At 33.9% G+C, this 24,924-nt stretch carries 17 protein-coding genes; 9 read left to right on the forward strand and 8 right to left on the reverse strand.

Going from position 1 to position 24,924, the window contains the following annotated elements; translation table 11 throughout:
* Positions 1-85: 85 nt before the first annotated feature.
* The 3 genes from mdh to BUE22_RS01330 all read left to right on the forward strand — a co-directional run bounded on the left by mdh (position 86) and on the right by BUE22_RS01330 (position 4,917).
* Entirely contained in the window at positions 86-1,021 is a 936-nt protein-coding gene (gene mdh / locus BUE22_RS01320) for a malate dehydrogenase (protein ID WP_073393161.1), read from the forward strand.
* A gap of 227 nt (positions 1,022-1,248) precedes the next feature.
* On the forward strand, positions 1,249-4,221 hold the full coding sequence (secDF, locus tag BUE22_RS01325; RefSeq protein ID WP_073393162.1) for a protein translocase subunit SecDF: 2,973 nt from the start codon (positions 1,249-1,251) through the stop codon (positions 4,219-4,221).
* 84 nt (positions 4,222-4,305) lie between these two features.
* Positions 4,306-4,917 carry an acyloxyacyl hydrolase gene (locus BUE22_RS01330; RefSeq protein ID WP_073393164.1) on the forward strand — a complete coding sequence of 204 codons (612 nt, stop codon included), beginning with the start codon at positions 4,306-4,308 and terminating at the stop codon, positions 4,915-4,917.
* Between the two features lie 57 nt (positions 4,918-4,974).
* On the opposite strand, the gene lgt is transcribed toward BUE22_RS01330, so the two are convergent.
* The 6 genes from lgt to BUE22_RS01360 form a co-directional block, all read right to left on the reverse strand.
* Positions 4,975-5,907, reverse strand: coding sequence for a prolipoprotein diacylglyceryl transferase (lgt, locus tag BUE22_RS01335; RefSeq protein ID WP_073393166.1), 933 nt, complete (start codon positions 5,905-5,907; stop codon positions 4,975-4,977).
* A 65-nt stretch (positions 5,908-5,972) separates the two neighbouring features.
* Positions 5,973-6,212: a membrane protein insertion efficiency factor YidD gene (gene yidD / locus BUE22_RS01340; RefSeq protein ID WP_073393168.1), complete on the reverse strand. Its 240-nt coding sequence runs from the start codon at positions 6,210-6,212 to the stop codon at positions 5,973-5,975.
* Positions 6,213-6,234: 22 nt separating this feature from the next.
* Positions 6,235-7,713 carry a cysteine--tRNA ligase gene (cysS, locus tag BUE22_RS01345; RefSeq protein WP_073393170.1) on the reverse strand — a complete coding sequence of 493 codons (1,479 nt, stop codon included), beginning with the start codon at positions 7,711-7,713 and terminating at the stop codon, positions 6,235-6,237.
* A gap of 76 nt (positions 7,714-7,789) precedes the next feature.
* A complete protein-coding gene (locus tag BUE22_RS01350) occupies positions 7,790-8,158 on the reverse strand; it encodes a four helix bundle protein (RefSeq protein WP_073393172.1) in 369 nt (122 codons plus the stop codon).
* 86 nt (positions 8,159-8,244) lie between these two features.
* Positions 8,245-8,916, reverse strand: coding sequence for a GTP cyclohydrolase I FolE (folE, locus tag BUE22_RS01355; protein WP_042566362.1), 672 nt, complete (start codon positions 8,914-8,916; stop codon positions 8,245-8,247).
* A gap of 210 nt (positions 8,917-9,126) precedes the next feature.
* The gene (locus BUE22_RS01360) at positions 9,127-10,320 is read right to left on the reverse strand and encodes a pyridoxal phosphate-dependent aminotransferase (protein ID WP_073394250.1); all 1,194 of its coding nucleotides are present in this window, start codon (positions 10,318-10,320) and stop codon (positions 9,127-9,129) included.
* 122 nt (positions 10,321-10,442) lie between these two features.
* Between BUE22_RS01360 and BUE22_RS01365 the strand changes: the two genes are divergently transcribed.
* From BUE22_RS01365 to BUE22_RS01385, 5 genes are all read left to right on the forward strand, one after another.
* Positions 10,443-11,768, forward strand: coding sequence for a PDZ domain-containing protein (locus BUE22_RS01365; RefSeq protein WP_073393174.1), 1,326 nt, complete (start codon positions 10,443-10,445; stop codon positions 11,766-11,768).
* Positions 11,769-11,901: 133 nt separating this feature from the next.
* Positions 11,902-14,535: a gliding motility-associated C-terminal domain-containing protein gene (locus tag BUE22_RS01370; RefSeq protein ID WP_073393176.1), complete on the forward strand. Its 2,634-nt coding sequence runs from the start codon at positions 11,902-11,904 to the stop codon at positions 14,533-14,535.
* A 28-nt stretch (positions 14,536-14,563) separates the two neighbouring features.
* Positions 14,564-15,499 (forward strand): PorP/SprF family type IX secretion system membrane protein, encoded by a 936-nt coding sequence (locus BUE22_RS01375; protein ID WP_073393177.1) that lies wholly within the window; start codon positions 14,564-14,566, stop codon positions 15,497-15,499.
* A 10-nt stretch (positions 15,500-15,509) separates the two neighbouring features.
* A complete protein-coding gene (locus BUE22_RS01380) occupies positions 15,510-17,642 on the forward strand; it encodes an OmpA family protein (protein WP_073394251.1) in 2,133 nt (710 codons plus the stop codon).
* 39 nt (positions 17,643-17,681) lie between these two features.
* The gene (locus BUE22_RS01385; RefSeq protein ID WP_073393179.1) at positions 17,682-18,164 is read left to right on the forward strand and encodes a hypothetical protein; all 483 of its coding nucleotides are present in this window, start codon (positions 17,682-17,684) and stop codon (positions 18,162-18,164) included.
* Between the two features lie 311 nt (positions 18,165-18,475).
* On the opposite strand, the gene BUE22_RS01390 is transcribed toward BUE22_RS01385, so the two are convergent.
* Complete coding sequence (locus BUE22_RS01390; protein ID WP_073393180.1) at positions 18,476-18,856, reverse strand: DUF1573 domain-containing protein; 381 nt, start codon at positions 18,854-18,856, stop codon at positions 18,476-18,478.
* Positions 18,857-19,099: 243 nt separating this feature from the next.
* On the opposite strand from BUE22_RS01390, the gene BUE22_RS01395 reads away from it, so the two are divergent.
* Entirely contained in the window at positions 19,100-21,736 is a 2,637-nt protein-coding gene (locus tag BUE22_RS01395) for a valine--tRNA ligase (protein WP_073393182.1), read from the forward strand.
* Between the two features lie 83 nt (positions 21,737-21,819).
* Here BUE22_RS01395 and BUE22_RS01400 read toward each other — a convergent pair whose 3' ends face one another.
* Positions 21,820-24,735, reverse strand: a complete 2,916-nt coding sequence (locus tag BUE22_RS01400) for a S8 family serine peptidase (RefSeq protein WP_084540191.1) — start codon at positions 24,733-24,735, stop codon at positions 21,820-21,822.
* Positions 24,736-24,924 lie beyond the last annotated feature (189 nt).

A 24,924-nucleotide genomic window follows, 5' to 3' on the forward strand; every position in this document is an offset into this window, starting at 1 on the left:
TAATTGTTTAAATTTACTAAACAATTAAACGAATTGTTAGTTTATACAATAAACAAACAAATTAATAACCGATAAAGTATAAAATATGAAAGTTACCATTGTAGGAGCAGGAAATGTTGGAGCTACATGTGCTGATGTTATTTCTTATAGAGGAATTGCAAGCGAAGTAGTGTTGTTGGATATTAAAGAAGGTTTTGCCGAAGGGAAAGCGTTGGATATTATGCAATGTGCCACAAATACAGGTTTTAATACCAAAGTATCTGGTGTAACCAACGATTATTCTAAAACTGCCGGAAGTGATGTAGTGGTTATTACATCTGGAATTCCGAGAAAACCAGGAATGACTCGTGAAGAATTAATTGGTATCAATGCCGGAATTGTAAAAACAGTTGCCGAAAATGTGCTAAAACATTCTCCAAATACAATAATAGTTGTGGTTTCAAATCCTATGGATACGATGACCTATTTAGCATTAAAATCTACAGGGTTACCAAAAAATAGAATTATTGGTATGGGTGGAGCGTTAGACAGTTCTCGTTTCAGAACTTATTTATCTTTGGCTTTAGATAAACCTGCAAATGATATCTCTGCAATGGTTATTGGTGGACATGGCGATACAACTATGATTCCGTTAACGCGTTTGGCTTCTTATAACGGGATTCCGGTAACAGAATTTCTTTCAGAAGAAGTGCTTCAAAAAGTTGCTGCAGACACAATGGTAGGCGGAGCAACGCTTACAGGTCTTTTAGGAACATCGGCATGGTATGCTCCGGGAGCTTCTGTAGCTTACTTAGTAGACAGTATTTTAAACGATCAAAAGAAAATGATTGCTTGTTCTGTTTTCGTAGAAGGCGAGTATGGACAAAATGATATATGTATAGGAGTGCCTTGTATAATAGGTAAAAATGGAGTAGAAGAAATTTTAGATATCAATTTAAACGAGCAGGAGAAGGCTTTATTCGCTAAAAGTGCAGATGCAGTTAGAGGGATGAATGATGCTCTAAAATCGATTTTAGTATAAATATTTCCGTAAAAAAAGGAGAAGACTGCACTTTTGCAGTCTTTTTTTTAAGATTAATCAATAAATAAATTGGTTAATCTTTCCGTTAATTATATATTTGCTCGATTTAAAAAAAATGTGGTAATTCGTGATTTAGTTTTTTAGTTTTATAAAAATGATGTCAGGGCTTATTTTATGGTACTTTAAAACAAAAACAAACAATAAAACATAATTAATTTTTAGTAATAATGCAGAATAAAGGACTTATTAAATTTTTCGCAATTCTATTTGCATTGGTAAGTATTTACCAACTTTCGTTCACTTACGTGGCAAGTAATGTCAAAGGTGAAGCTAAAGCTATTGCAGGAGATAATCCTGACAAAGAGCTAAAATATTTAGATTCTATTGGAAAAGAAAAAGTATTGAATCTTGGATTTACTGATTTTACTTATAATGAAGTAAAAAATAAGCAAATCAATAAAGGTCTTGACTTAGAAGGAGGAATCAACGTTATTCTTCAAATTTCTATTAAAGATGTTTTAAAAGGATTAGCAAACAATTCTAAAAATCCGGTTTTTAATAAATCATTAGCTGACGCAACTGCAAATTTAGAAGGAAATAAAAGTTATTTGGATAAATTTTTTGAAGCTTTTGATGCAAATTCAAATGGTACTACAAAATTAGCTTCTCCAGAAATTTTTGCTAACAGAAACTTACAGGGAGAAGGCGGAATTGCTTTCGAAATGACGGATGCACAAGCACAAAAAGTAATTAGAAAAAAAGTTGATGAGTCTATCGAAAGTGCTTACAAAGTATTAAGAGAGCGTATCGACAAATTTGGTGTAACACAGCCAAATATTCAAAAATTGGGTGCTACAGGAAGAATCTTAGTAGAGCTTCCAGGTGCTAAAGATGTTGATAGAATTAAAAAATTATTAGGTGGAAAAGCTCAGTTAGAGTTTTGGGAAACTTATAAAATAGAAGAAATCGGAAACTTTTTAGTAGCTGCAAACGAAGCTCTAAAAAAGACTGAGGTTAAAACTAAAGAGACTAAAACAGTTGCTAAAGATTCATTGAATGCTTTATTAACTGATACTAAAGATTCTACTGAAGCTAAAAAAGGAAACAACCCATTATTTGATAAAATTTTAGGACAAGGTGGAGGACCAGTTTTAGGGTACTTCGCTCCAAAAGATACAGCTGTTGTAAATGAATATTTCAAAAGAGCTGACATCAGAATTTTATTAGGTGCTGACCAACATTATGCAAAATTTGTTTGGAGTAAACCAACTACAATTAAAGATGCAAAACAAAAAGATGTTGAAGTTGTAGAATTATACGCTTTAAAAGGAAACAGAGACAATGTACCAGCTATGAACGGTGGACTTGTAACTGATGCAAAAGATACATTTGACCAAATGGGTAAACCAGCTGTTTCTATGCAAATGAACAGTCAGGGAGCTAAAGTTTGGGAAGAATTAACAGGAAGAGCTTTTTCTCAAAAAAGTTACATTGCTATTGTTTTAGATAACATCGTTTATTCTGCTCCTGGAGTTACTAGTGGTCCAATCGCAGGAGGAAGATCAGAAATTACAGGTTCTTTTGATGTTGCTGAAACTAAAGATTTAGCAAACGTATTAAACGCAGGTAAATTACCAGCTTCTGCAGATATTATTCAATCAACAGTTGTAGGACCATCTTTAGGTCAGGCTGCAATTGATGCGGGTACAATTTCATCTGTATTAGGATTTTTATTAGTTTGTTTATGGATGGTATTCTATTATGGTAAAGCAGGTTGGTATGCTAACTTAGCATTATTATTAAACTTACTTTTCTTATTCGGAATTATGGCAAGTTTTGGTTTTGTACTTACATTGCCAGGTATTGCAGGTATAGTATTAACATTAGGTACTGCGGTAGATGCCAACATTATTATATTTGAAAGAGCAAAAGAGGAATTACGTGAAGGTAAATCATTGGCAGAAGCAGTTGCTGCATCTTACGGATGGCATGGTGCAATGCGTTCTATCATTGATGCAAACGTTACGCACGTTTTAACCGGAGCTATTCTTTTCATCTTTGGTACAGGACCAATTAAAGGTTTCGCTTTAACTTTATTAATTGGTATCGTAACTTCAATGTTTACGTCAATTTTTATCGCAAGAATTTTCATCGATAGAAATATTGCAGGAAAAGGAGATTTAACTTTCTCTACAAATATTACTAAAAACTGGTTTACTAATTTCCACTTTGATTTTATCAAAATTAAAAAATTCACATACATTTTCTCTTCTATTGTAGTTGTAGTAAGTTTAACTTCTATCTTCTTTGTAAACGGATTAGATGAAGGTGTTGATTTTGTTGGAGGAAGAACATTCCAGGTTAAATTTGAAAAACCGGTTGATGCAACTGTAGTTTCAGATGAATTATCTGCTGCTTTCGGAACTCCGGTTGAAGCTAAAATTTTAGGTGATGACGATCAGTTAAAAATCACAACAAAATACAAAATCAAAGAAGATGGAGTAGCTGTTGATGAAGAAGTGAATCAAATATTATTTAAAGCATTAGCAAAATATTATCCAAATACTACTTACGATAAATTTATCAACTCATTTGATGGTAAAAAAGTAGGTGTATTGCAACAGTCTAAAGTTGGAGCTTCTATCTCTGAAGATATTAAAACGAACTCTTACTGGGCGGTTCTTGGTGCAATGGCAGCAATTTTCTTATACTTAATGGTGTCTTTCCGTAAATGGCAATATTCATTAGGTGCGATTGCAGCTGTAGCGCACGACGTTATCTTTGTATTAGGAATTTATTCTTTATGTTATAAATTCATGCCTTTCCACATGGAAATGGATCAGCACTTTATCGCTGCGATTCTTACCGTTATTGGTTACTCAATGAACGATACTGTAATTGTATTTGACAGAATTAGAGAGTTCATCATCGGAAACCGTAAAGGATCTTTTGAAGATATTGTAAATGCTTCTATTAACACTACATTATCAAGAACGTTGAATACATCATTAATGATGATCATTGTATTATTAACGATGTTTATCTTTGGTGGAGAATCTATCAGAGGGTTTATCTTCGCGATGTTGGTTGGTATTGTTGTAGGAACTTATTCTTCATTATTTATCGCTACACCAGTATTGGTTGACACGATTTCTAAAGATGATAAACATAACATCGAAGACAAGCACAACAAAGCATAATTAACTGCTTACATTATATTAAAAAGATCCGGTGAAAGCCGGATCTTTTTTTATGCTATATTTAAATAGTTTTAAAACACGTGTATGAATAAAAAACTACTCTATATTTTGGTATTTTTCTTTGCAATAAAAATGTCGGCACAAGATGGAAAATCTAAGCTTGCCATTGGTTTTAATTATGGTTTCGGAAGCGAATTCAATAATAAAGATTACACTTTTACAAATCATTTTTATAAACTGCAATTGTATTATAAATTGAAGGAAACAAAACATTTTCAATATGAAGTTTTAGTTCAGCCGGAAGTCAATTTCGGAAAACATCAATTGCTGAATTTTTATTTTGTAAAGCCGGAAGAACCGGATTATATTAAAAAAAGAGAAAAGTATACACAGCTAAAAGATGTTCACGAATATGTTTTAAACATTGGTTTCTTAGCCAGAAAACCAATTGGTAAAAGGTGCTCTTTTTATATTTTGGGAAGTATAGGTCCGATGATTACGGATACAGATACCGAAAGAATGTCTGATGGTTTCGCTTTCGCGGATGTTCTTGCGGTCGGTTTTTCGTTAAACATAAATAAATTTCAATTTGATTTGCGTCCAAGTGTAAGGCATGTTTCGAACGCTGGTTTGGGTTCAGCAAACGCTGGATACAACACTAAGAATATAGAAATTGGAATTTCATATTTTTTATAAAAAAAATGCCCGATAAATTAATTACTTATCGGGCATTTTATATTTTGAAGCTGACTCTTAAGAAGCAGCTAAAGGATTTCTTTTGGCTCTAATGATAAAGAAAAGACCAATAATAATAAAAGGTATACTTAACCATTGTCCGGTTGAAAAATAGCCTAATTCGGCTTCAATTCCGCCCTGGCTTTCTTTTACGAATTCTACAATGAAACGTACCACAAATAATAATACTAAAAACAATCCGAATAAATATCCTGATCTTAATCTTGCATTTGTTTTCCAGTATAAGAAGTATAAGATAGCGAATACAAAAATATAGCAAAATCCTTCGTATAATTGAGTAGGATGTTTGGCAGGAACCTGAGCTAATAAATCAGCAAATTTAGGATCTGTTGCGATTGCTGTATAAGCATCTTTTGGGTTTGCGATTTGTGTAGCATTTACGGCTTCAGCTTTACTGAACTGGTCGTGTAAAAAACGAATTCCGAATGCAGATGTAGTTTCATGTCCGATAATTTCAGAATTGAAAAAATTTCCTAAACGAACAAATATTGCTCCACTCGCCACCGGAATTACGACGCGGTCCAAAATCCATAATAACGGGCGTTTTAAGATTATTTTGCTGTAATAATACATGGCAATGATAATTGCAATTGCAGCACCGTGACTTGCTAATCCCTGAAATCCTGTAAATTCAAATTTTGGTTCGAATTTAAAGGGTAAAAATATCTCAAGTAAATGATTTCTAAAATATTCCCAATCATAAAATAAAACATGACCTAAACGTGCGCCAATTAAAGTCGCTAAAACCGTCCATACAAAAAGAGAATCTAATTTGTCTAAAGGTTCATTTTCGCGTTCGAAAATTTTCTTCATTAAAAACCATCCTAATCCAAAGGCGATTACGAACATTAAACTGTAATAACGAATCATAAAAAATCCTAAATCGATTCCTTCTGAAGGATTCCAAATGATATTTAAAGCTTGTGTCATATAATTATATTGTTTTTTGTATTGTAAAAATAAAACTTTAAAACAGAGTAAATCTTTATTTAAAGTTAATGTTTATGCGAGCATTTCTTTTCCGGAACCGGATCGTAACCTGTTCTTCCCCACGGATGACAGCTCAAAATGCGTTTCATTCCCAGATATCCTCCATAAAACAATCCGTGTGTTTGTAAAGCCTGAATCATATAGCTGGAACAGGTTGGTTCAAATCTGCAGCTTGCCGGTGTAAAAGGCGAAATTGCAGTTTGGTAAAAACGTACTAATAAAACAAATGGAGTAGTTACTTTCATGATTTATTAGAAATTGAGTTTGTTATATTGAAAAACTGGTTCCTTCTTTTCCGTCTTTCAACTGAATGCCCAAAGCAATCAACTGATCACGAATCTGATCTGAAAGCGCGAAGTTTTTATCGGCTCTGGCCTGATTTCTCATTCCGATCAGCATATTTACAACGCCTTCTAACTTATCATTATTACTGTCAGCAGCTTTATCGTCACTTAAACCTAAAACATCAAAAACAAAAGCATTCATTGCTGTTAAAAATGTTTTTAAATCTTCTGCAGAAATGGTTTCTTTTCCTTCTTTAAGTAAATTGACATAACGAACTGCCTCAAATAATTGTGCAATTAAAATTGGCGTGTTAAAATCATCGTTCATTGCATCGTAGCACAATTGTTTCCATGATGCAATATCTATAGAGCTTGTTGCGCCTGCATTAATATCTGTCAATGCATCAACCGCTTCCATCAATCTTTTATATCCTTTTTCTGCAGCAACAATAGCATCATCAGAAAAATCCAGAATACTTCTGTAGTGCGCCTGTAACATGAAAAAACGTGTTACAGAAGCAGAAAAAGCTTTGCTTAGAATATTGTTGTCTCCGCTTAAAATTTCACCTGGTAAAATATTATTTCCGGTTGATTTTGCCATTTTTTTACCATTTAAGGTAAGCATATTGGCATGCATCCAGTAATTTACCGGCGATTGACCTGTACAAGCTTCGTTTTGTGCGATTTCACATTCGTGGTGAGGGAATTTTAAATCCATTCCGCCTCCGTGAATGTCAAAATGATTTCCAAGATATTTGGTGCTCATTGCAGTACATTCTAAGTGCCAGCCCGGAAAACCATCGCTCCATGGCGAAGGCCATCTCATAATATGTTCCGGTTCTGCCTTTTTCCAAAGTGCAAAATCCTGTGGGTTTCTTTTGTCTGACTGACCATCAAGATCACGGGTATTGGCCAGCATATCTTCTATGTTTCGACCGCTCAAAACTCCGTAATTGTTGGTTTCGTTATATTTTACAACATCAAAATAAACAGATCCGTTGGCTTCATAACCAATTCCGGTATCGATAATTTTTTTGATGATTTCGATTTGTTCAATAATGTGCCCGGTTGCTGTTGGCTCAATACTTGGCGGTAAAAAATTAAATGATTTCAAAATATCATGAAAATCTACCGTGTATCGCTGCACAACTTCCATAGGTTCAAGTTGCTCTAATCGTGCTTTTTTGGCAATTTTATCTTCGCCTTCATCAACATCATCTACAATATGACCAACATCAGTAATGTTTCGAACATAACGCACTTTATAATCCAGATGTAAAAAATATCGGAAAATAACGTCAAACGACATAAATGTTCTCACATTTCCTAAGTGTACATTGCTGTAAACGGTAGGTCCGCAAACATACATTCCAACATTTCCTTCATGAATTGGATTGAAATTTTCTTTTTCACCCGAAAGTGAATTGTATATTTTTAGAGGCTGTGTTGTATATAATGGCATATTCGTTTTTAATGTTTAATCGTTTAATTGTTGATTTGTTTAATCGTGGAAACGCTTAATTGTTTTTTTTTGTTAACTATGTTTCTTTAGAAAGATAGTATTTTTTTAAACTATTTATCTGATTACAGATTTTTTTAATTTTCTCTCTGCATCCCAGATATTCATTTTCTGATACATAATTTAAATCTTTCGAAATAATCAAATGATTTAAAGTTTCCATTGCTGATGAATACGAAATCGTCAAAAAATGAGCTTTATCTTTATTCGTATTTCTCGAGGTTCCTTCCGCAATATTTGTTGCAATTGAAGAGGAGCTTCTTTTTATTTGAGAAGTGATACCAAATAATTCATTTGATGGAAATTTACTAGTTAATTTATAAATATCCAAAATAAACATTCGCGCATTTTGCCAAACCTCAAGTTTTTCAAAGGAAAAAATATACATTTTTTGCTGTTTAATTGTTGATTTGTTTAACCGTTTAATCGGAATTATACGAGGCGATTAAACAAATTAACGATTTACGGATTAAACTAAAATTGGGTTTCCAATTTAATATAATCTAAAAACTCTCTTTTAGTTTGAGGATCTTTAAATTTTCCACCAAATTCAGAAGTTACCGTGCTGCTTTCAATGTCCTTAATTCCTCTTGAGTTTACACAAAGGTGTTTTGCATCGATAACGCAGGCTACATCTTCAGTTCCTAAAGCTTTTTGTAATTCCTGAACAATTTGCATCGTTAAACGCTCCTGAACCTGAGGTCTTTTTGCGTAATACTCTACAATTCGGTTCATTTTAGATAAACCTATAACTCTTCCGCTGGAAATATAAGCAACGTGAGCTCTACCGATAATCGGCAGTAAATGGTGTTCGCAAGTAGAATAAACAGTGATGTTTTTTTCTACCAGCATTTCGCCATATTTGTAATTATTATCAAAAGTAGAAGCTTTTGGCTGTTTTGCAGGATTTAAACCACCAAAAATCTCCTTTACAAACATTTTTGCTACTCGGTTTGGAGTACCTTTTATGCTGTCATCTGTCAAATCCATTCCAAGAGTCTGTAGAATGTTTTCAACATCTTTTTTTATTTTTTCTATTTTTTCATCATCAGTTAAATCAAAAGCATCCTGTCTCACAGGGTTTTTCGCATTACTACTAAAATGATTGTCTCCTATTTCGTCTAAAAAATCTTCGTTATTTGTCATTAAAAACTACTATTATAATGGGTATATCTTTTTAAGGCGGTAAAGATAATTAATAAAAAGGAAACATTTTCTATCGTTTTTACTATTTAATCATCCATTTTTGGATATAATTTAATTAAAGCAAAACCTGTATTTTTTTTAAATACAAAAGACAATAACAGTTAAGTTATTGTCTTTTTAATGGTTGTTGATGTGTTTAGTTGTTATTTTCTATTTGTTGTAAACCAAAAGCGCTTCTTTCAAAATATTTACAGCGGTAATTAAATCTTTTTTATTTAAAACATAAGCAATACGCACCTGATTTAATCCCATTCCCGGAGTAGAGTAAAATCCGGCTGCGGGAGCGACCATAACGGTTTCGCCGTTTAGATTGTAACTTTCTAAAAGCCATTGTGCAAAATCTTCTGAATTGTCAATTGGTAATTGAGCAATACAGTAAAAAGCACCTTTTGGTTTGGTTACAATTACGCCTTCAATTTTGTTTAATTCCGTAATCAAAGTATCACGACGGCTTTTGTATTCTGAAATAACTTCGTCAAAATAACTTTGAGGTGTATCTATAGCGGCCTCACAAGCAATTTGCTCGATAGTTGGCGGGCTTAAACGTGCCTGGGCAAATTTCATTACTGTTGCAAGAACCATTTTGTTTTTAGTAACCAAACAGCCAATTCTCGCGCCACACATACTGTAGCGTTTTGAAACTGAATCGACCATAATTACGTTTTGGTCTACATCTTCTAAATTCATTACAGAAAAATGCTCATCATCGCCATCGTACAAGAACTCACGATAAACCTCATCTGCAATTAAATACAAATCGTGTTTTTTAATTAAACTCGCTAATTGTTTAATTTCAGCTTCAGAATATAAATATCCGGTTGGATTTCCCGGATTACAAATTAAAATAGCTTTTGTTTTAGAAGTAATTAATTTTTCAACATCTTCAATACTTGGCAAAGCAAATCCGGTTTCGATTGTCGAAATTACGGGTACTACTGTTGCACTTGTTGATGATGCAAATGCGTGATAATTAGCATAAAACGGTTCCGGAATAATGATTTCATCTCCTGGATCTGTAATTGTGGCCAGTGCAAAAAGTAAAGCTTCAGAACCACCAGTTGTTACAATGATGTCTTCTGGGTTAACATTTACATTTTGACGTTGGTAAAATTTAGCTAATTTTTTTCTATAACTTTCATATCCGGCAGACGGACTGTATTCTATAATACTTAAATCAATATTTTTTACCGCCTCGATGGCCACTTCGGGTGTCTTGATATCCGGTTGACCAATGTTTAAATGATACACTTTATGTCCTTTTTGTTTTGCAATATCTGCATAAGGAGCAAGTTTACGTATCGGTGATTCGGGCATGTTTCTGCCTTTGTTTGAAATTGTTGGCATGTGTTTAATTATTGAAGTGCAAATTTGCATTTTTTTTTCGAATTTAACGTAAACATTAACGGCTCTTATAAAAATGTAACAATAATCAATATATTTACTAATTTTATAATAAAATATTATCAATGAAAAAATATATTGTGTTGTTTTTTGGGCTTTTGTCAGTTTTATCGTTAAAAGCACAAAGTGATTTTTTAATTGAAAACAATCGTAAAAAGGTTATTATTCCTTTTAAATTGATTAATAATCTTGTTTTTATTCCGATAAAAGTAAACGGCGTTGAATTGAATTTTTTACTCGATTCAGGAGTCGAAGAAACCATTTTGTTTAGTATGGAAGAAATGCAGGAAGTAAGTTTTAATAACATAGAAAAAATAAAGCTGAGAGGTTTAGGAAGTGAAGAAGAAATCGAAGGATTAAAATCAACAAACAATATTCTGGAAACTCATGGTATAAAATCCAGCAATCATTTGGTTTATATTATTTTAGATCAGAGTTTTAACTTGTCTTCTCACATCGGTATTCCGGTAAACGGAATTATCGGACATAAATTTTTTAAAAATAATTTAGTCGAAATTAATTATCAAAAAAAGAAGGTTATCGTTCATTTAAATAACGAAGAAACAAGGCAAAAATTAGATAAAAAATTTAAAGCAGTTCCTATTACGATTGAAAGATCGAAACCTTATATTTATACAACAGCAGTTTCAAATGGTGAAGAAATACCCGCTAAATTGCTTATTGATATAGGAAATAGTGATGCATTTTGGATTTTTGAAAATAATAAAATAAAATTGCCACAAAAGAATTTTCCTGATTTTTTAGGAAAAGGTTTTAGTGGTGATATTGAAGGACATCGGGCAAAACTGGAAAAATTTTCTATTGCCGATTTCGAATTTAAAAATCCAATTGTTTCTTTTCCGGATTCGACTTCTATTCGAAATGTAAAAATGGTGCCGGATCGTATTGGTTCTGTTGGCGGTGAAATTTTAAAACGATTTACTTTGGTTTTAGATTATGCAGACCGAAAATTATATCTTAAAAAAAATACCAAATTTTATGAACCCTTTACCTATAATAAAAGCGGAATTACGATTCAGCATAATGGTTTACAATGGGTTCAGGAAACAGTTCATTTACAAACAGTACAAGTTGCATCATCAGTAAGTGAGTTGGAGGATAGAGAAAAAAATAATGATAATTTCAGATATAAATTTCTTTTGAAGCCAGTGTATGAAATCATAAATATTCGTAAAAATTCTGCGGCTGATAAATGCGGACTTCAAAAGGGAGATATAATAGTAAGTATCAATAAAATATTACCTTATAAATATTCTCTTCAACAAATAAATAATCTTTTAAAGTCTGAAGAGGATGCCTGGATTAATATGGAAATAGAGAGAAATAGTTTGATTTTAAAATTTCGATTCAGGCTGGAAGACGAATTATAATATTCGTATTAAAAGAGAAGTTAACGAGATTTTTTTTGACCTTGCTCTTATTTTTTGACGAAATTAATAAGAAAATTAAGTTTTTTGATAAATTGGCGTAATATTTTTATTATGTTTATCAAAAATATAATTTATGGTCAAAAAATACGCTAATTTCTTACAAGTTTTCTTGTTTTTTGTTTTTTTATCATTTTTACCAATAGCTTCATACGCTCAATGTGCGGGAAATGATGCAGCATTGACAATTTGTGATTATGATAGTGCTGCAAACGCATCTGTTAATTTATATTCTTTGTTAGGACCATCGGCGACTCCGGGTGGTACATGGTCTGATGATTATGATATGGGAGGATTGGATCCTGCAACTGGATTCTTAAATGTACATGCTATTTCCTATAGTGGTGTATTTAGTTATACCTATACAGTAGATGGCATTGCAGGCTGTACAGATAATTCATCAACCGTTTATGTTACAATTGGCGGTTATACAGGCAAACCTTCTCAAACAATAATTTGTTCTGCATTAGGTACTTATAATCTTTTTCAGGCTTTTGATGGTAGATTTCTCAGTCCGTTGCTTAATGGAAAATGGCATGATAACAGGACTAATAAGGATATTGAGGAATCTGTTAATGTTAAAGAGTTAAGCGGACTTTACTCTTTTACTTACAGGATGGATGCTATAGGTTCATGTGCAGCTCCACCTCAGGCAACTGTATTTGTAAAAGTTGTAAGGGCACCAGAAGCCGGAGATGCGAAACCTCCTTTATTGATTTGTAGCGATGCTATAACTAATTATACCAATTATGACTTGTATAATTTGCTTACAGGTGCAGATCCCAATGGTACTTGGACCGATATGGGGCCTCGCCCAACCGGAGAATTAACTTTTGCCGGAGATCATGTTATAGACATTGAAAAAATTTACAACCGATTTGGAGCAGGTACCTATAATTTCAATTACAGCGTTCCATCTCCAGAGGCAGTTTGTAATGCTGATGATGAACAAATAACAATTATAATCGAAAGAAAACTGGATCTTACTGGTGCAACGCTTGTTGTTAGCCCTGATATATGCGAAACAGAAATTCCAACGGCAACGTATACTGCCAGACTTACAAAAGGACCGGCTGCGATTCCAAATGGAACTTATAACGTGATATTTAGTGTTTCAGGACCAAATGGTGGTATAGAAACGGTTACAGCAAATTTTACTAACGGAATTCTTCTTTTTCCAATTAAATCAGATTATTTTAAACAGGTTGGAGATTTTACAGTAACAATAATTGATGTATTTGCCCAGAATAGCAAAAGAGCCTGCACCAATGTTACTAATAATTTATCAGATATACTTCACATATATCCAATACCAGATCTGACAGGAGCAAAAATTGATCAAATAAAAACGTGTCAGAATGCTGACGCTGTAGCAGTAATATCAAATGCAGTAAAAATCATTGACGGTATTTATGACCTTCGTTATAATATTTCCGGAGCCAATACTGCCAATTTTCAAACAGTACGAGTTACGTTTACAGGCGGCGTGGCAAGTTTTACAATTCCGGATATTTTAAATTCACGAAGTGGAAACGGAGTAATTACAATTACCAATATTACCCATGTAATATCGCTATGTACAAATACGGCAAATTTAAAAGGAAATATTGTTATAAATCCGTTACCGAATATTGCCAATTTGAGAATACAAATTGCTAATGTTTGTTTTGGAGATGTGGTTTCGGCTTCAGTTTCAGGATTAGGAAATTTGACAGACGTAACATTATCCTATACGCTTTCCGGAAGTAATACATCGACAGTACAGACTATTGTGTTAAATCCAATAGGCGGAAATGCTTCTTTTGTAATTCCTTCCGCATTACTTTTAAATACAGGAACTACAACTGCAACAGTTACAAATTTAACAAATAACTCCGCCACATGTGGAATTAATATAAGTGGTGTTGCCGATCCGTTTACTATAAACCCGATTCCTGTGGCGCCAACCGCTATTAATCAGGAATTTTGTAAAATTGATGGTGCGACGATTGCTAATTTACAGCCAAATGGTGCGCAGTATAAGTGGTATGATTCAGCGATATCAACAACAGCATTTGCAGATACTTATGTTTTACAGTCAGGAAATTACTGGGTAAGAGTAACAGCTTCCGATTGTACATCAGAGCCTACTATGATAACAGTTACCGTAAATGATACACCTGCTCCGGTGTTAAGTACAGACGGGCAGAATTTTTGCGGATTAAATACTCCAACCGTTGCAGATTTATCTAACAACACCAATGTTCCTGCAACAATAGTTTGGTACGATGCGCCGAACAACGGAAATTTATTGCCGTCAACAACTGCTTTAACAGAACAGGGAAGATATTATGGTTTTGATTTTTCGGGTACAAGTGATTGTTTTTCTTATGATTATCTTGAAGTAACGGTTACACTAACAGATTGTGATGATGTGCCGAATGACTTTTTTATTCCTGACGGATTTTCTCCAAACGGAGACGGTGTAAACGACACTTATGTCATACCGAATATTGAATTTTTATATCCAAATTATACAATTGAAATTTTTAACAGATACGGAAACGGAATGTATAAAGGCTTTAATGGTAAACCGGGATGGGATGGTTTAAATTATGAAAGAGAAGGAATTGGCAGCGGAATGGCGCCAAACGGAGTCTATTTTTATATTCTCAATTTTAATAAAGATAACAGACCTCCTAAACAAGGCCGCCTTTATTTAAATCGATAATTCCTTTACCTTATTAATATAAAATTCAATGAAAAAAATCATAATTTTTATAAGTTTTTTCTTTTATATAACATCAATATCCGCGCAGCAGGATCCTGAATACACACATTATATGTATAATATGAGTGTAGTAAATCCAGCATATGCATCTGGAATGCCGGCAATGTTAAATCTAGGCGGATTATACAGAACACAATGGGTGGGCGCAGTTGGTGCTCCAAAAACATTTACCTTTTTTGGTCACACAGCCATAAATGATAAAGTCGAAGTAGGTTTGTCATTAATATCTGATGATATTGGCGACGGGGCAAAAAAGGAAAATAATGTCTACGCTGATTTTGCCTATGTACTTAATTTGGGAGGACAAAACAGGCTTTCATTAGGTTTAAAAGCAGGATTTTCATCTATTCAGACAAATTTTAATGGTTTTGTTTTGCAAAGTGGCGATACCTCAACAGATTTGGCTTTCGCCGAAGATGTCAATGTAACCAAACCAAATATTGGAGTAGGAGCTTACTTTTTCAGAAACAATTTTTATGTGGGATTATCAGCGCCAAACTTGTTAAATACGAAACATATCGAAGAAAAATCAGGAATAAACGCCTTCGGATCAGAAGATATTCATACATTTTTAACCGCCGGATATGTGTTTCAAATCAATGACAAGGTGAAGTTAAAACCAGCCTTTATGACCAAATATGTTACTGGCGCACCACTTTCTATAGATATTACGGCCAATGTTTTGTATAATAATAAATTTGAACTTGGTGCCGCGTATAGAATCGATGATGCCATAAGCGGCTTAGTAAATATTAACGTTACGCCGTCTCTTAGAGTTGGTTATGCATACGATTATACACTTTCAAATTTAGGACAGTTTAATTCAGGAACACACGAAATTATGCTGCTTTTTGATCTGGATTTATTAGGAAAAGGATTTGATAAATCACCTAGATTCTTTTAAAATGAAAAATATGAAAAAACTACTCGTTATTATATTCGTATTTTTAATACAGTTTGTAAATGCACAAGATCAGGAATTGATTAGAGCTAAACGGTTTTTTGATAAAACCTATTACAGCGAAGCCATTATTTTATATCAAAAACTGGCAGAAACTAAACCTTCGCAAGAAGTAATTAAAAATCTGGCCGATTCTTATTATTATACAAATGACTTAATCAAAGCACAGCGTTATTACAGGCTTTTGGTCACTAATTATAACAAAGATTTAGACAGACAATATTATTTTAGATACGCACAGACCTTAAAAGCAAGTAATAGTTATGCCGATGCAAATGTTGTTTTAAAAGAGTATTACTCCAAATCAGCCAACAGTCAGGATTCTGTTTATTTTCAGAAAGAATTAAAAGAACTTGAAAATGTATCAGCAATTGGGAACAGATTTGACATCAAAAATCTCGCAATAAATACACCGAATTCCGAATTTGGAGCCGTTAAGTACAAAGACAATCTGGTTTTTGCAGGCGTGAAATTAAAACCCGGATTATTCGACAAAAAATACAAATGGGACAATGAAACTTATTTGAATCTGATAAAAGTTCCGGTCGAAAACAGTAATTCTGCAGAAACAATTGTGACTTATTTTGCCGATGAATTAAAAACAGGCGTACACGAAGCCAACGCCATTTTTACAAAAGATGGTAAAACAATTTATTTTACCCGAAATAATTCTAAAAACGGCAGCAAGAAAAAGAACGATCAAAAAATTTCAAATCTTCAAATTTTCAAGGCTGAACTTGTAGAAGGAAAATGGAAAAATATTGTTTCACTTCCATTCAATAGTCCGAATTATTCTGTAGAACATCCAGCTTTGAGTGCAGATGAAAAAGTGTTGTACTTTGCGTCTGACATGCCCGGAAGTTTAGGTTCATTTGATATTTATTCGGTAAACATTAATAGAGGTGCTTTTGATACACCAAAAAATTTAGGGCCCATTATTAATACAGATAAAAGAGAACAATTTCCGTTTGTTTCGGATGATAATAAACTTTATTTTTCTTCAGATGGACATTTGGGATATGGGTCGCTGGATGTTTTTGTTTCTGATATTACAGGAAATGAATATTCGAAACCAACCAATATCGGTTTACCATTAAATTCAAATTTGGATGATTTCTCCTTTAACATCAATTCAAATACCAAAGAAGGATATTTTGCCTCAAACAGAGAAGGAGGAAAAGGAAGCGACGATATTTATCAATTTAAGGAAATCAAGGATTTAATTGTCGAAGATTGTAAACAATTTATCGCAGGAACAATTACAGATATTGATACAAAACTGGCGCTTGAAAATGCAACAGTAATTTTGCAGGATTCAGAGAATAAAACCCTGAATACAATTACAACATCTGCAGATGGAAAATTTAGTTTTACAGTTGCCTGTGAAGCTGCTTATAAAGTTTCGGCTTTCAAGGAAAAATACACAAATGAGTCTGTAACTTTATCTTTAGACAAAACCAGAAATAAAACAAGCGATGCATCTTTGGCGCTAAAATCTGTAGATGCAATTAAACTGGAAGAAAAAGAAAATGCCGAAAAGAAAAGAAAACAAGAAATCATTATAGAAGAAGAGAATAAGAAAAAAGAGGCCTTGGCAGCTGTTCAATTAAAAGAAAAAGAGAAAAAAGCCAAAGAAGCAGCAATTGTCGCGGCCGAAGTTAAAAAGAATGAAAAAGTAAAACAGATTTTAGAACAGGAAAAAGATGTTATAAAAGATGATAAAAACAGATTGATCATCAAAACAGATCCGATTTATTTTGATTACAATATGTGGTACATCCGTAAAGAATCAAAAGTGGTTTTGAGCAGGGTTGTGTTTTTAATGAACAAATATCCAGGAATGGTAATCGAAATTGGATCACATACAGACTCGCGTGGAAATGCAAAATTCAATGAAGATTTGTCTCAAAAAAGAGCCAGTTCAACAAGGGAATTCATCATACAATCCGGCATTAATGCAAACAGAGTTACAGCCAAAGGTTACGGAGAATCTGTGCCCATTATAAAATGTAAAACCGATGATGCCTGTTCAGAAGAAGATCATGAATTGAACAGAAGAAGTGAATTTGTAATTAAAAATTTGTAAATTCATCGACGTATAATAACTATTGAATTTAATATAATTATGAAAAAACTAGTCATACCATTTTTGCTTCTGACCTTAGTCGGATTTCAAAGCTGTAAAAAAGAAGAAAAACAAAAAGAAACCGAAGCAGTTAAAGCTGAGGGAGAAAAGATTGTAAGCAGTGAATGCTATAAGGCCATATACGAAAAAGACACAATAGATTTAAAATTGAATACCTTAAAAAACGGAAAGTTAACCGGAGATATGGTGATGAAAGTTGCGCCTTCAACAGTAAGAACAGGTGAAGTTGCAGGAGAATTTCATGGTGATACATTATTTGTAGACTATACTTTTAAAGAATTGGCAAGCAAAGACAGAATTTTCAAAAATCCAATGGCACTTTTAAAACGTGATAAACAGTTGATTTTAGGAAATGGTACAATGCAGACAACAATGGGGGTAACGTACTTAGTAAAAGACAAACCTATCGATTTTGAAAGTGTAAAATATAAATTTGAAAGTGTTGAATGTTCTGATAAGTAAAACGTCATAGCAAACCCGACAGGTTTTAAAAACCTGTCGGGTTTATTACGCGTAATTATCTTTGTCAAAGTTTTAAACTTTGACAAAGATTTACACATAAAAGCAACCGTAATATTGTAAATATAGCCAATGGTTTTAACCATTGGAGCGCAACATTGTTACGCCTTGTATTGTGTCACCACGGTTGAAACCACGGGCTATGGTTGGAAAGATAAAAGAATTAAAATATGTAATGTATTTGTCATTTATGACAAGACATAAAAAAGCCGCTTCATTTTGAAGCGGCTTTACTATTTTTAGAATGTAATTTTTTATAAAACTTCCCCTTTAATTTTTAGGGCAACTCTACCATCAGGATAATTTACAGCATTGGTTTCTACAGTAATTGTTTTACGAATAGGACCTACAGCCATGTTATATTTCACATCAATCTTTCCTTTTTTACCCGGCATAATTGCAGCAGCAGGTTTTGTAACGACGATTGTGCTTACTGTTGATTCTGCAGATGTAATTAATAATGGGGCGTCTCCGGTGTTCGTAAATTCAAAAGAGCGAACTCCATTATCACTTTTTGATATTTTCCCATAATCAACTGTATTGTCCGGTGCCGAAAATTCAATTTTTGGACCGTTCTGCGAATAACCTATTGCACTAAATAATACTATTACAATAAAAGTGGCAACATTTTTCATTTTGAAATTGTTTTTAAGTTGTAAGTAAATATACTTTGTTTTAATTAATACACAAATTATTATTTCGCTTTTTATAGTGTACTTAATTATTTACTTTTGCTGTCAGTTATAATTACAAAAATTGAACCAATTTTTTTATTGTTAATTTGTTTAACTGTTTAATCGTTTAATTGATTAAGCTTAGACGATTAAACGAAGTAACAAATTAACGATTAAACATATCCACGATTAAACAATCTATAAATGAGTATTCCAGCACAATTTGACGCTAAAACGATCGAGAATAAATGGTATGATTACTGGATGAAAAATAATTATTTTCATTCAGAGCCAGATCATAGAACACCTTATACAATTGTAATTCCGCCACCAAACGTGACAGGAGTCTTGCACATGGGGCATATGTTGAATAATACAATTCAGGATGTTTTAATTCGTAGAGCGCGTCTTAAAGGTTTCAACGCTTGTTGGGTTCCGGGAACGGATCACGCATCTATTGCAACCGAAGCAAAAGTTGTAGCAAAATTAAAAGCGGAAGGAATCAATAAAAATGATTTAACCCGTGAAGAATTTTTGGCTCACGCCTGGGAATGGACAGATAAATACGGTGGAGTAATCCTGGATCAGCTTAAAAAACTGGGAGCATCATGCGACTGGGAAAGAACCAAATTTACAATGGATCCTGACATGTCAGCATCTGTAATTAAATCATTTGTAGATTTATACAACAAAGGATTAATTTACAGAGGATACCGAATGGTGAACTGGGATCCGGAAGCCAAAACAACTTTATCTGACGAAGAAGTTATTTACGAAGAACAACAAGGAAAATTATTTTTCCTAAACTATAAAATTGAGGGAACTGAGGAATTTTTAACCATTGCCACAACACGTCCTGAGACTATCTTTGGAGATACTGCAATTTGTATCAACCCAAATGATGAGCGTTTTACACATTTAAAAGGTAAAAGCGCCATCGTTCCTATTTGTGGTCGAGTAATTCCGATTATCGAAGATGAGTATGTTGATGTAGAATTCGGAACCGGATGTTTAAAAGTAACTCCGGCGCATGATGTAAACGATAAAGCACTAGGAGAAAAACACAATCTTGAAATCGTTGATATTTTTAATGAAGATGCTACGTTAAACAGCTTCGGATTACATTATCAGGGAAAAGATCGTTTTGTGGTTCGTACCGAAATTGCAAAAGAATTAGAAGAAATTGGAGCTTTGGCAAAAACCGAAATCCATTTGAATAAAGTTGGAACATCTGAAAGAACCAAAGCGGTAATCGAACCAAGATTATCAGACCAATGGTTCTTAAAAATGGAAGATTTAGTAAAACCGGCCATTAAATCAGTTTTAGAAACAGGAGAAATTAAATTGCACCCAAAACGTTTCGAAAACACTTACGCGCATTGGTTAAACAATATCCGTGATTGGAATATCTCACGTCAATTATGGTGGGGACAACAAATCCCGGCTTATTATTACGGAGACGGAAAAGAAGATTTCGTAGTTGCAGAAAACATCGAAGATGCGTTAAAATTAGTACAGGAAAAAACTAACAATCAACAATTAACAATTAATAATTTAACACAGGATGTTGATGCGTTAGATACGTGGTTTTCGTCATGGTTGTGGCCGATGTCAGTTTTTGGTGGAATAATGGATCCGGAAAGTGCAGATTATAAATATTATTATCCAACAAACGACTTGGTAACAGGCCCGGATATTTTGTTTTTCTGGGTTGCTAGAATGATTATTGCAGGTTACGAATATGCAGGTGAAAAGCCATTTACAAATGTATATTTAACTGGTTTAGTTCGTGATAAACAACGCCGCAAAATGTCTAAATCATTAGGAAATTCTCCTGATCCTTTAGATTTAATCGATAAATTCGGAGCTGATGGAGTTCGTGTAGGATTGCTTTTAAGCGCTTCTGCAGGAAACGATATTATGTTTGATGAAGAATTATGTAATCAGGGAAAAGCATTTTCGAATAAGATTTGGAATGCCTTTAAACTGATTAAAGGATGGGAAGTTTCAGAAACTATTCCACAGCCGGAATCATCAAAAGTAGCGATCGAATGGTACGAAGCAAAATTGCAACAGACATTAGTTGATATTGAAGATAATTTCGAAAAATACAGAATTTCAGATTCATTAATGGCCATTTATAAATTGGTTTGGGATGATTTCTGTTCTTGGTTTTTAGAGATGATCAAACCGGCGTACCAACAGCCAATCGATAAAGCAACGTTTGACAAAGCAATCGAAATGTTAGAAAGCAACTTGAAGTTACTTCATCCATTTATGCCTTTCTTAACCGAGGAAATTTGGCATTTAATTGCTGACAGAACTCCGGAAGAAGCATTAATTGTTTCGACATGGCCAGAATTAAAACCATTTAACGCGAGTTTAATTGCTGATTTTGATAATACAATTGAAGTAATTTCTGGAATAAGAACGATCAGAAAAGATAAAAATATTCCGTTTAAAGATGCTATCGAATTAAAAGCGATCAATAGCGAGAATATCTCAGCGTATTTTGATTCAATCGTAACAAAATTAGGAAACATTTCTGCTTTCGAATATGTTTCTGCTAAAGTAGACGGAGCATTATCTTTCCGTGTTAAATCAAACGAATATTTCATTCCAATTTCGGGAGGAAATATTGATGTTGAAGCTGAAATTGCAAAATTATCTGCAGAGTTGGTTTATACACAAGGTTTCTTAAAATCGGTTCAGGCAAAATTATCAAACGAAAAATTTGTTGCCGGAGCTCCTGAAAAAGTTTTAGCAAACGAAAAACAAAAAGAAGCTGATGCTTTGGCAAAGATTGCTACAATCGAGCAAAGTATTGCTGGATTGAAATAAGAATCAGATTTTCTTTTAAATATAAAATCCCAATACTAAATTTAGTATTGGGATTTTTTTTAAAATAATTTAAATCTCAGAAATTAGTTTTTAATGATCTTTCTGGTAGTTACAATTCCTTTATCAGAAATAAACTGAACTATATAGATTCCAGGAGTTTGTTTTGCGATATTCACATTAAATTCTGTTTCTTTATTGGTTTTTTCTTCAAAAACAACACCATTATAAAGGCTTGATATTTTTAAAGTTCCCTGTTCGGCATTGTTGATGCTAATTTTAAAAATGCCGTTTGTTGGATTAGGATAAATCGTAAATACTCTGGAATCTTCTGCTTCTTTAAGTACGATTTCATCAGTTTTAGTGTTAGGTTTGTCAGCTTTTACAAGAGCAAAACGTTCACCGCCTTCTAATTCACCTTTTAAGGCATCTTCCTGAATGACATCTAAAGTAATTTGTTCCTCGGCAGGAAAGTCTCTTGCTACCCTAAAATCAAATGTTATCCCAAAAGTTTCTCCATTATCGATAGGTAAATTAGTAATTGCCGCTTCTGCCGAAGTGATCAGAATTTTATTTTTATCGATAATTTTTACACTTCTCAGGCTTCCATTAGCTTCTGCTCTTTCAAATAAACGTGCATCAAGAGTAGCTTCTATAGTTCCGCCTAATTCGAAGAAATTGTTTTTAAGGTTTTCATTAAATCCTTTATCCAGAAATCTAATATTTACAGATTTAGATTTTATTCCTCTAATAAAAACGGCTGTTGGCGCTACAACATCGGTAGTATTTAAATTGTAAACACTCAGGTTTTTCCAGGCAATATTATTGTTGTTTTTAGCATTTGGAGCAATACTGCCATTAACTTCATTAAACATTGGATCACCAAAAGATTCAATTCTGGCTGCTAAACAAAAATGATGCTGGTCAAATGAAAAATCACCTGGGTTTGGCGGATACCAAGGAATCATAACAATTGCGCTGCTGCCTGCAGTTATGGCCGGAATATTAACTTCGCCTATTAGATCACCATGCAATACGCCAAGTACACTAAAATTAATAAAGTTAGTAGGCCATGTTAGTCCTGTAGAAGCTTTTGCAAAATATAGTTTTACTTTTGAAGCAGAACTTGTAGCAGTTCCTCTGTTGTAAACTCTAATGTATACGGCATTTGGTGAACTTGTTTTATATTCAGGATTTTCATGTACAAGTCCTGCATCAATATTTTGTCTTACCCAAATATCATCGCTTATCCACATAGGTCCTGAATCCGGATTGGGTTGTACACCTGTATCAAATGGTCTGTCTTTTATATAAAGATCAGCCAGCGGAGGCACTATTCCGGTAACAATAACAGAATATTTTTGAAGGCTGTTTACCAAAGTTCCTTTATGAGAAATACTTATGGTGTAGTTGCCTGCAGCCCCAATGATCTTGATTCTCTCAAACGGATCTCTGGTATTATCACCCAATGTGTTTGTGGTGGCTGTTAACAATTTGTATGGAAAAGTAGTTCCCGCTGTATTGGTTACGCGAATATCGAGATCGTTTACCAATTTGGCAGTACCAATATTTGGTGTACTTCCAAAATAAGCTGCACCTGCGGGATCTGTCCATGAAATTGAAGCAATCAAAGGATTTACACCATCAGATGTTACCGTAAAACTATAATTTGCTCCGTTATTTAATGTGTTTTCGTCGATAATAGCATTCGTTCCTTTTTTTGTAATAGTTTCGGCTGCAAATTTTGCATTTAGTAATCCCCATCCAAAAATAGCATCAGGACCAACCGGACCGGCATCGTCTGCGGTATGTAATGCCAATCCTTTTAAGGTTGCAGCACGCATAAACCCGCCGGTTTTGTTTTTGTAATGTTGTTGCAGCAAAAGCAATGTTCCGGTAACGTTGGGAGACGCCATCGAAGTTCCGGTTGCGTTTCCGTAACTGCTATTTGTTAGTGGTGTTATTACAGATGTAAGCGTAGCGGTCGAATACAGCAAAGTCCCGTTTCCGGTAAGATCCGGCTTGATTCTTAAATCGTCTGTAGGACCCTGACTGCTGGAGGCATTAATAGTAACACTTGATAATGCTCCAGTACTGCTTATTACAGCATCATTAGCATTTGCAATTACAAGATTGTTTTTGCAGGTAGCAAATCCGGTCAGCTTATCATAGCTTGCACCTCCTATAGGGCTTGGATTTGCAGTGTTGTCATTACCATCATTTCCCGCAGCTTTTACCATTAAGTAGTACGGCGCATTAAACATTACGTTATCCCAATCTCTTGCAATGGTTTGGTAAGCACCAAATTGCCATGGAGCAATTAAAATAGGCCCTCCCGGAGAACTTCTTGTTGCCCATCCATAAGAATGATTGGATAATAACATTCCGCTTGAACCAGCTGCTGCTGTGGCTTCAGACAAATCACTATTCCAATCGTTGGTTCTGGCATTTGCCTGATAAGCCATTCCTTTTGCCTGCGCTACCACACCTGCAGCAACGATAGTACCTGTAACGTGATTGGCATGCTGGCTATTGTTGTTTGCCGGATTAATAACGGTGGCACCATCTAAAATAGAAACCCTTCCGCCAAATTCGTTATGAGTAGGTAGTGTAGCGCCACCATCCCAAACATAGGCTGTCATGGTTTGTCCGTTGAGTGTAAGACCCAAACCACCACCGGAATTTAAATAATTTGTTCGGGTTGATTTTGCTGCGTCGGCATTTTCAGGAGTAAAGTAAATTGGCGACTTTCCGTCCGGAGTAACGTCCATCAACTCACTTTGCGTCCCGTCTTTATTAATAATGGTCAGGCTCCAGCCATTAGTTCGGGCAAGACTTATTGCTCTTTCCTTATTTCTATCTGCCTCCGCTTTGTATTTTATACTTAAAGCTTCGAGTTCTGCGACATTTGTTTCAGACTTAATCTTTTCAATATCATTTTGCGTTTGGGAATACATGATTCCGCAAATCAGGAAGAGAATAATTTGGTATAAATTTTTCATATGATTTTTTGATTTTTAAGGATAAATTTTTTCATGATTTGTTCTTTGGAAAAAAAAGGGAGGACTTCTGTCATTTGTGATTTGACAGAATACGTAAAACAAAGTGGTTTTCATTTTCATAATTCTGAGGATTAAATGGTTAGTAAGAAAAACTTTTAAAATATTGTTTCTATAATTTTATTTACAAAC

Origin of the sequence: Flavobacterium pectinovorum (genome assembly GCF_900142715.1) — a bacterium.
Taxonomy (GTDB): Bacteria; Bacteroidota; Bacteroidia; order Flavobacteriales; family Flavobacteriaceae; genus Flavobacterium; species Flavobacterium pectinovorum.

What these genes read in the sequence shown, in the direction of transcription:
- BUE22_RS01330 (WP_073393164.1), top strand. Translation starts at nt 4,306, where the DNA reads ATGAATAAAAAACTACTCTATATTTTGGTATTTTTCTTTGCAATAAAA.
- cysS (WP_073393170.1), bottom strand. Translation starts at nt 7,713, where the DNA reads ATGCCATTATATACAACACAGCCTCTAAAAATATACAATTCACTTTCG.
- BUE22_RS01395 (WP_073393182.1), top strand. Translation starts at nt 19,100, where the DNA reads ATGAGTATTCCAGCACAATTTGACGCTAAAACGATCGAGAATAAATGG.
- BUE22_RS01390 (WP_073393180.1), bottom strand. Translation starts at nt 18,856, where the DNA reads ATGAAAAATGTTGCCACTTTTATTGTAATAGTATTATTTAGTGCAATA.
- BUE22_RS01380 (WP_073394251.1), top strand. Translation starts at nt 15,510, where the DNA reads ATGAAAAAACTACTCGTTATTATATTCGTATTTTTAATACAGTTTGTA.
- BUE22_RS01365 (WP_073393174.1), top strand. Translation starts at nt 10,443, where the DNA reads ATGAAAAAATATATTGTGTTGTTTTTTGGGCTTTTGTCAGTTTTATCG.
- secDF (WP_073393162.1), top strand. Translation starts at nt 1,249, where the DNA reads ATGCAGAATAAAGGACTTATTAAATTTTTCGCAATTCTATTTGCATTG.
- BUE22_RS01350 (WP_073393172.1), bottom strand. Translation starts at nt 8,158, where the DNA reads ATGTATATTTTTTCCTTTGAAAAACTTGAGGTTTGGCAAAATGCGCGA.
- yidD (WP_073393168.1), bottom strand. Translation starts at nt 6,212, where the DNA reads ATGAAAGTAACTACTCCATTTGTTTTATTAGTACGTTTTTACCAAACT.
- BUE22_RS01375 (WP_073393177.1), top strand. Translation starts at nt 14,564, where the DNA reads ATGAAAAAAATCATAATTTTTATAAGTTTTTTCTTTTATATAACATCA.
- folE (WP_042566362.1), bottom strand. Translation starts at nt 8,916, where the DNA reads ATGACAAATAACGAAGATTTTTTAGACGAAATAGGAGACAATCATTTT.
- mdh (WP_073393161.1), top strand. Translation starts at nt 86, where the DNA reads ATGAAAGTTACCATTGTAGGAGCAGGAAATGTTGGAGCTACATGTGCT.
- BUE22_RS01370 (WP_073393176.1), top strand. Translation starts at nt 11,902, where the DNA reads ATGGTCAAAAAATACGCTAATTTCTTACAAGTTTTCTTGTTTTTTGTT.
- lgt (WP_073393166.1), bottom strand. Translation starts at nt 5,907, where the DNA reads ATGACACAAGCTTTAAATATCATTTGGAATCCTTCAGAAGGAATCGAT.
- BUE22_RS01360 (WP_073394250.1), bottom strand. Translation starts at nt 10,320, where the DNA reads ATGCCAACAATTTCAAACAAAGGCAGAAACATGCCCGAATCACCGATA.
- BUE22_RS01400 (WP_084540191.1), bottom strand. Translation starts at nt 24,735, where the DNA reads ATGAAAAATTTATACCAAATTATTCTCTTCCTGATTTGCGGAATCATG.
- BUE22_RS01385 (WP_073393179.1), top strand. Translation starts at nt 17,682, where the DNA reads ATGAAAAAACTAGTCATACCATTTTTGCTTCTGACCTTAGTCGGATTT.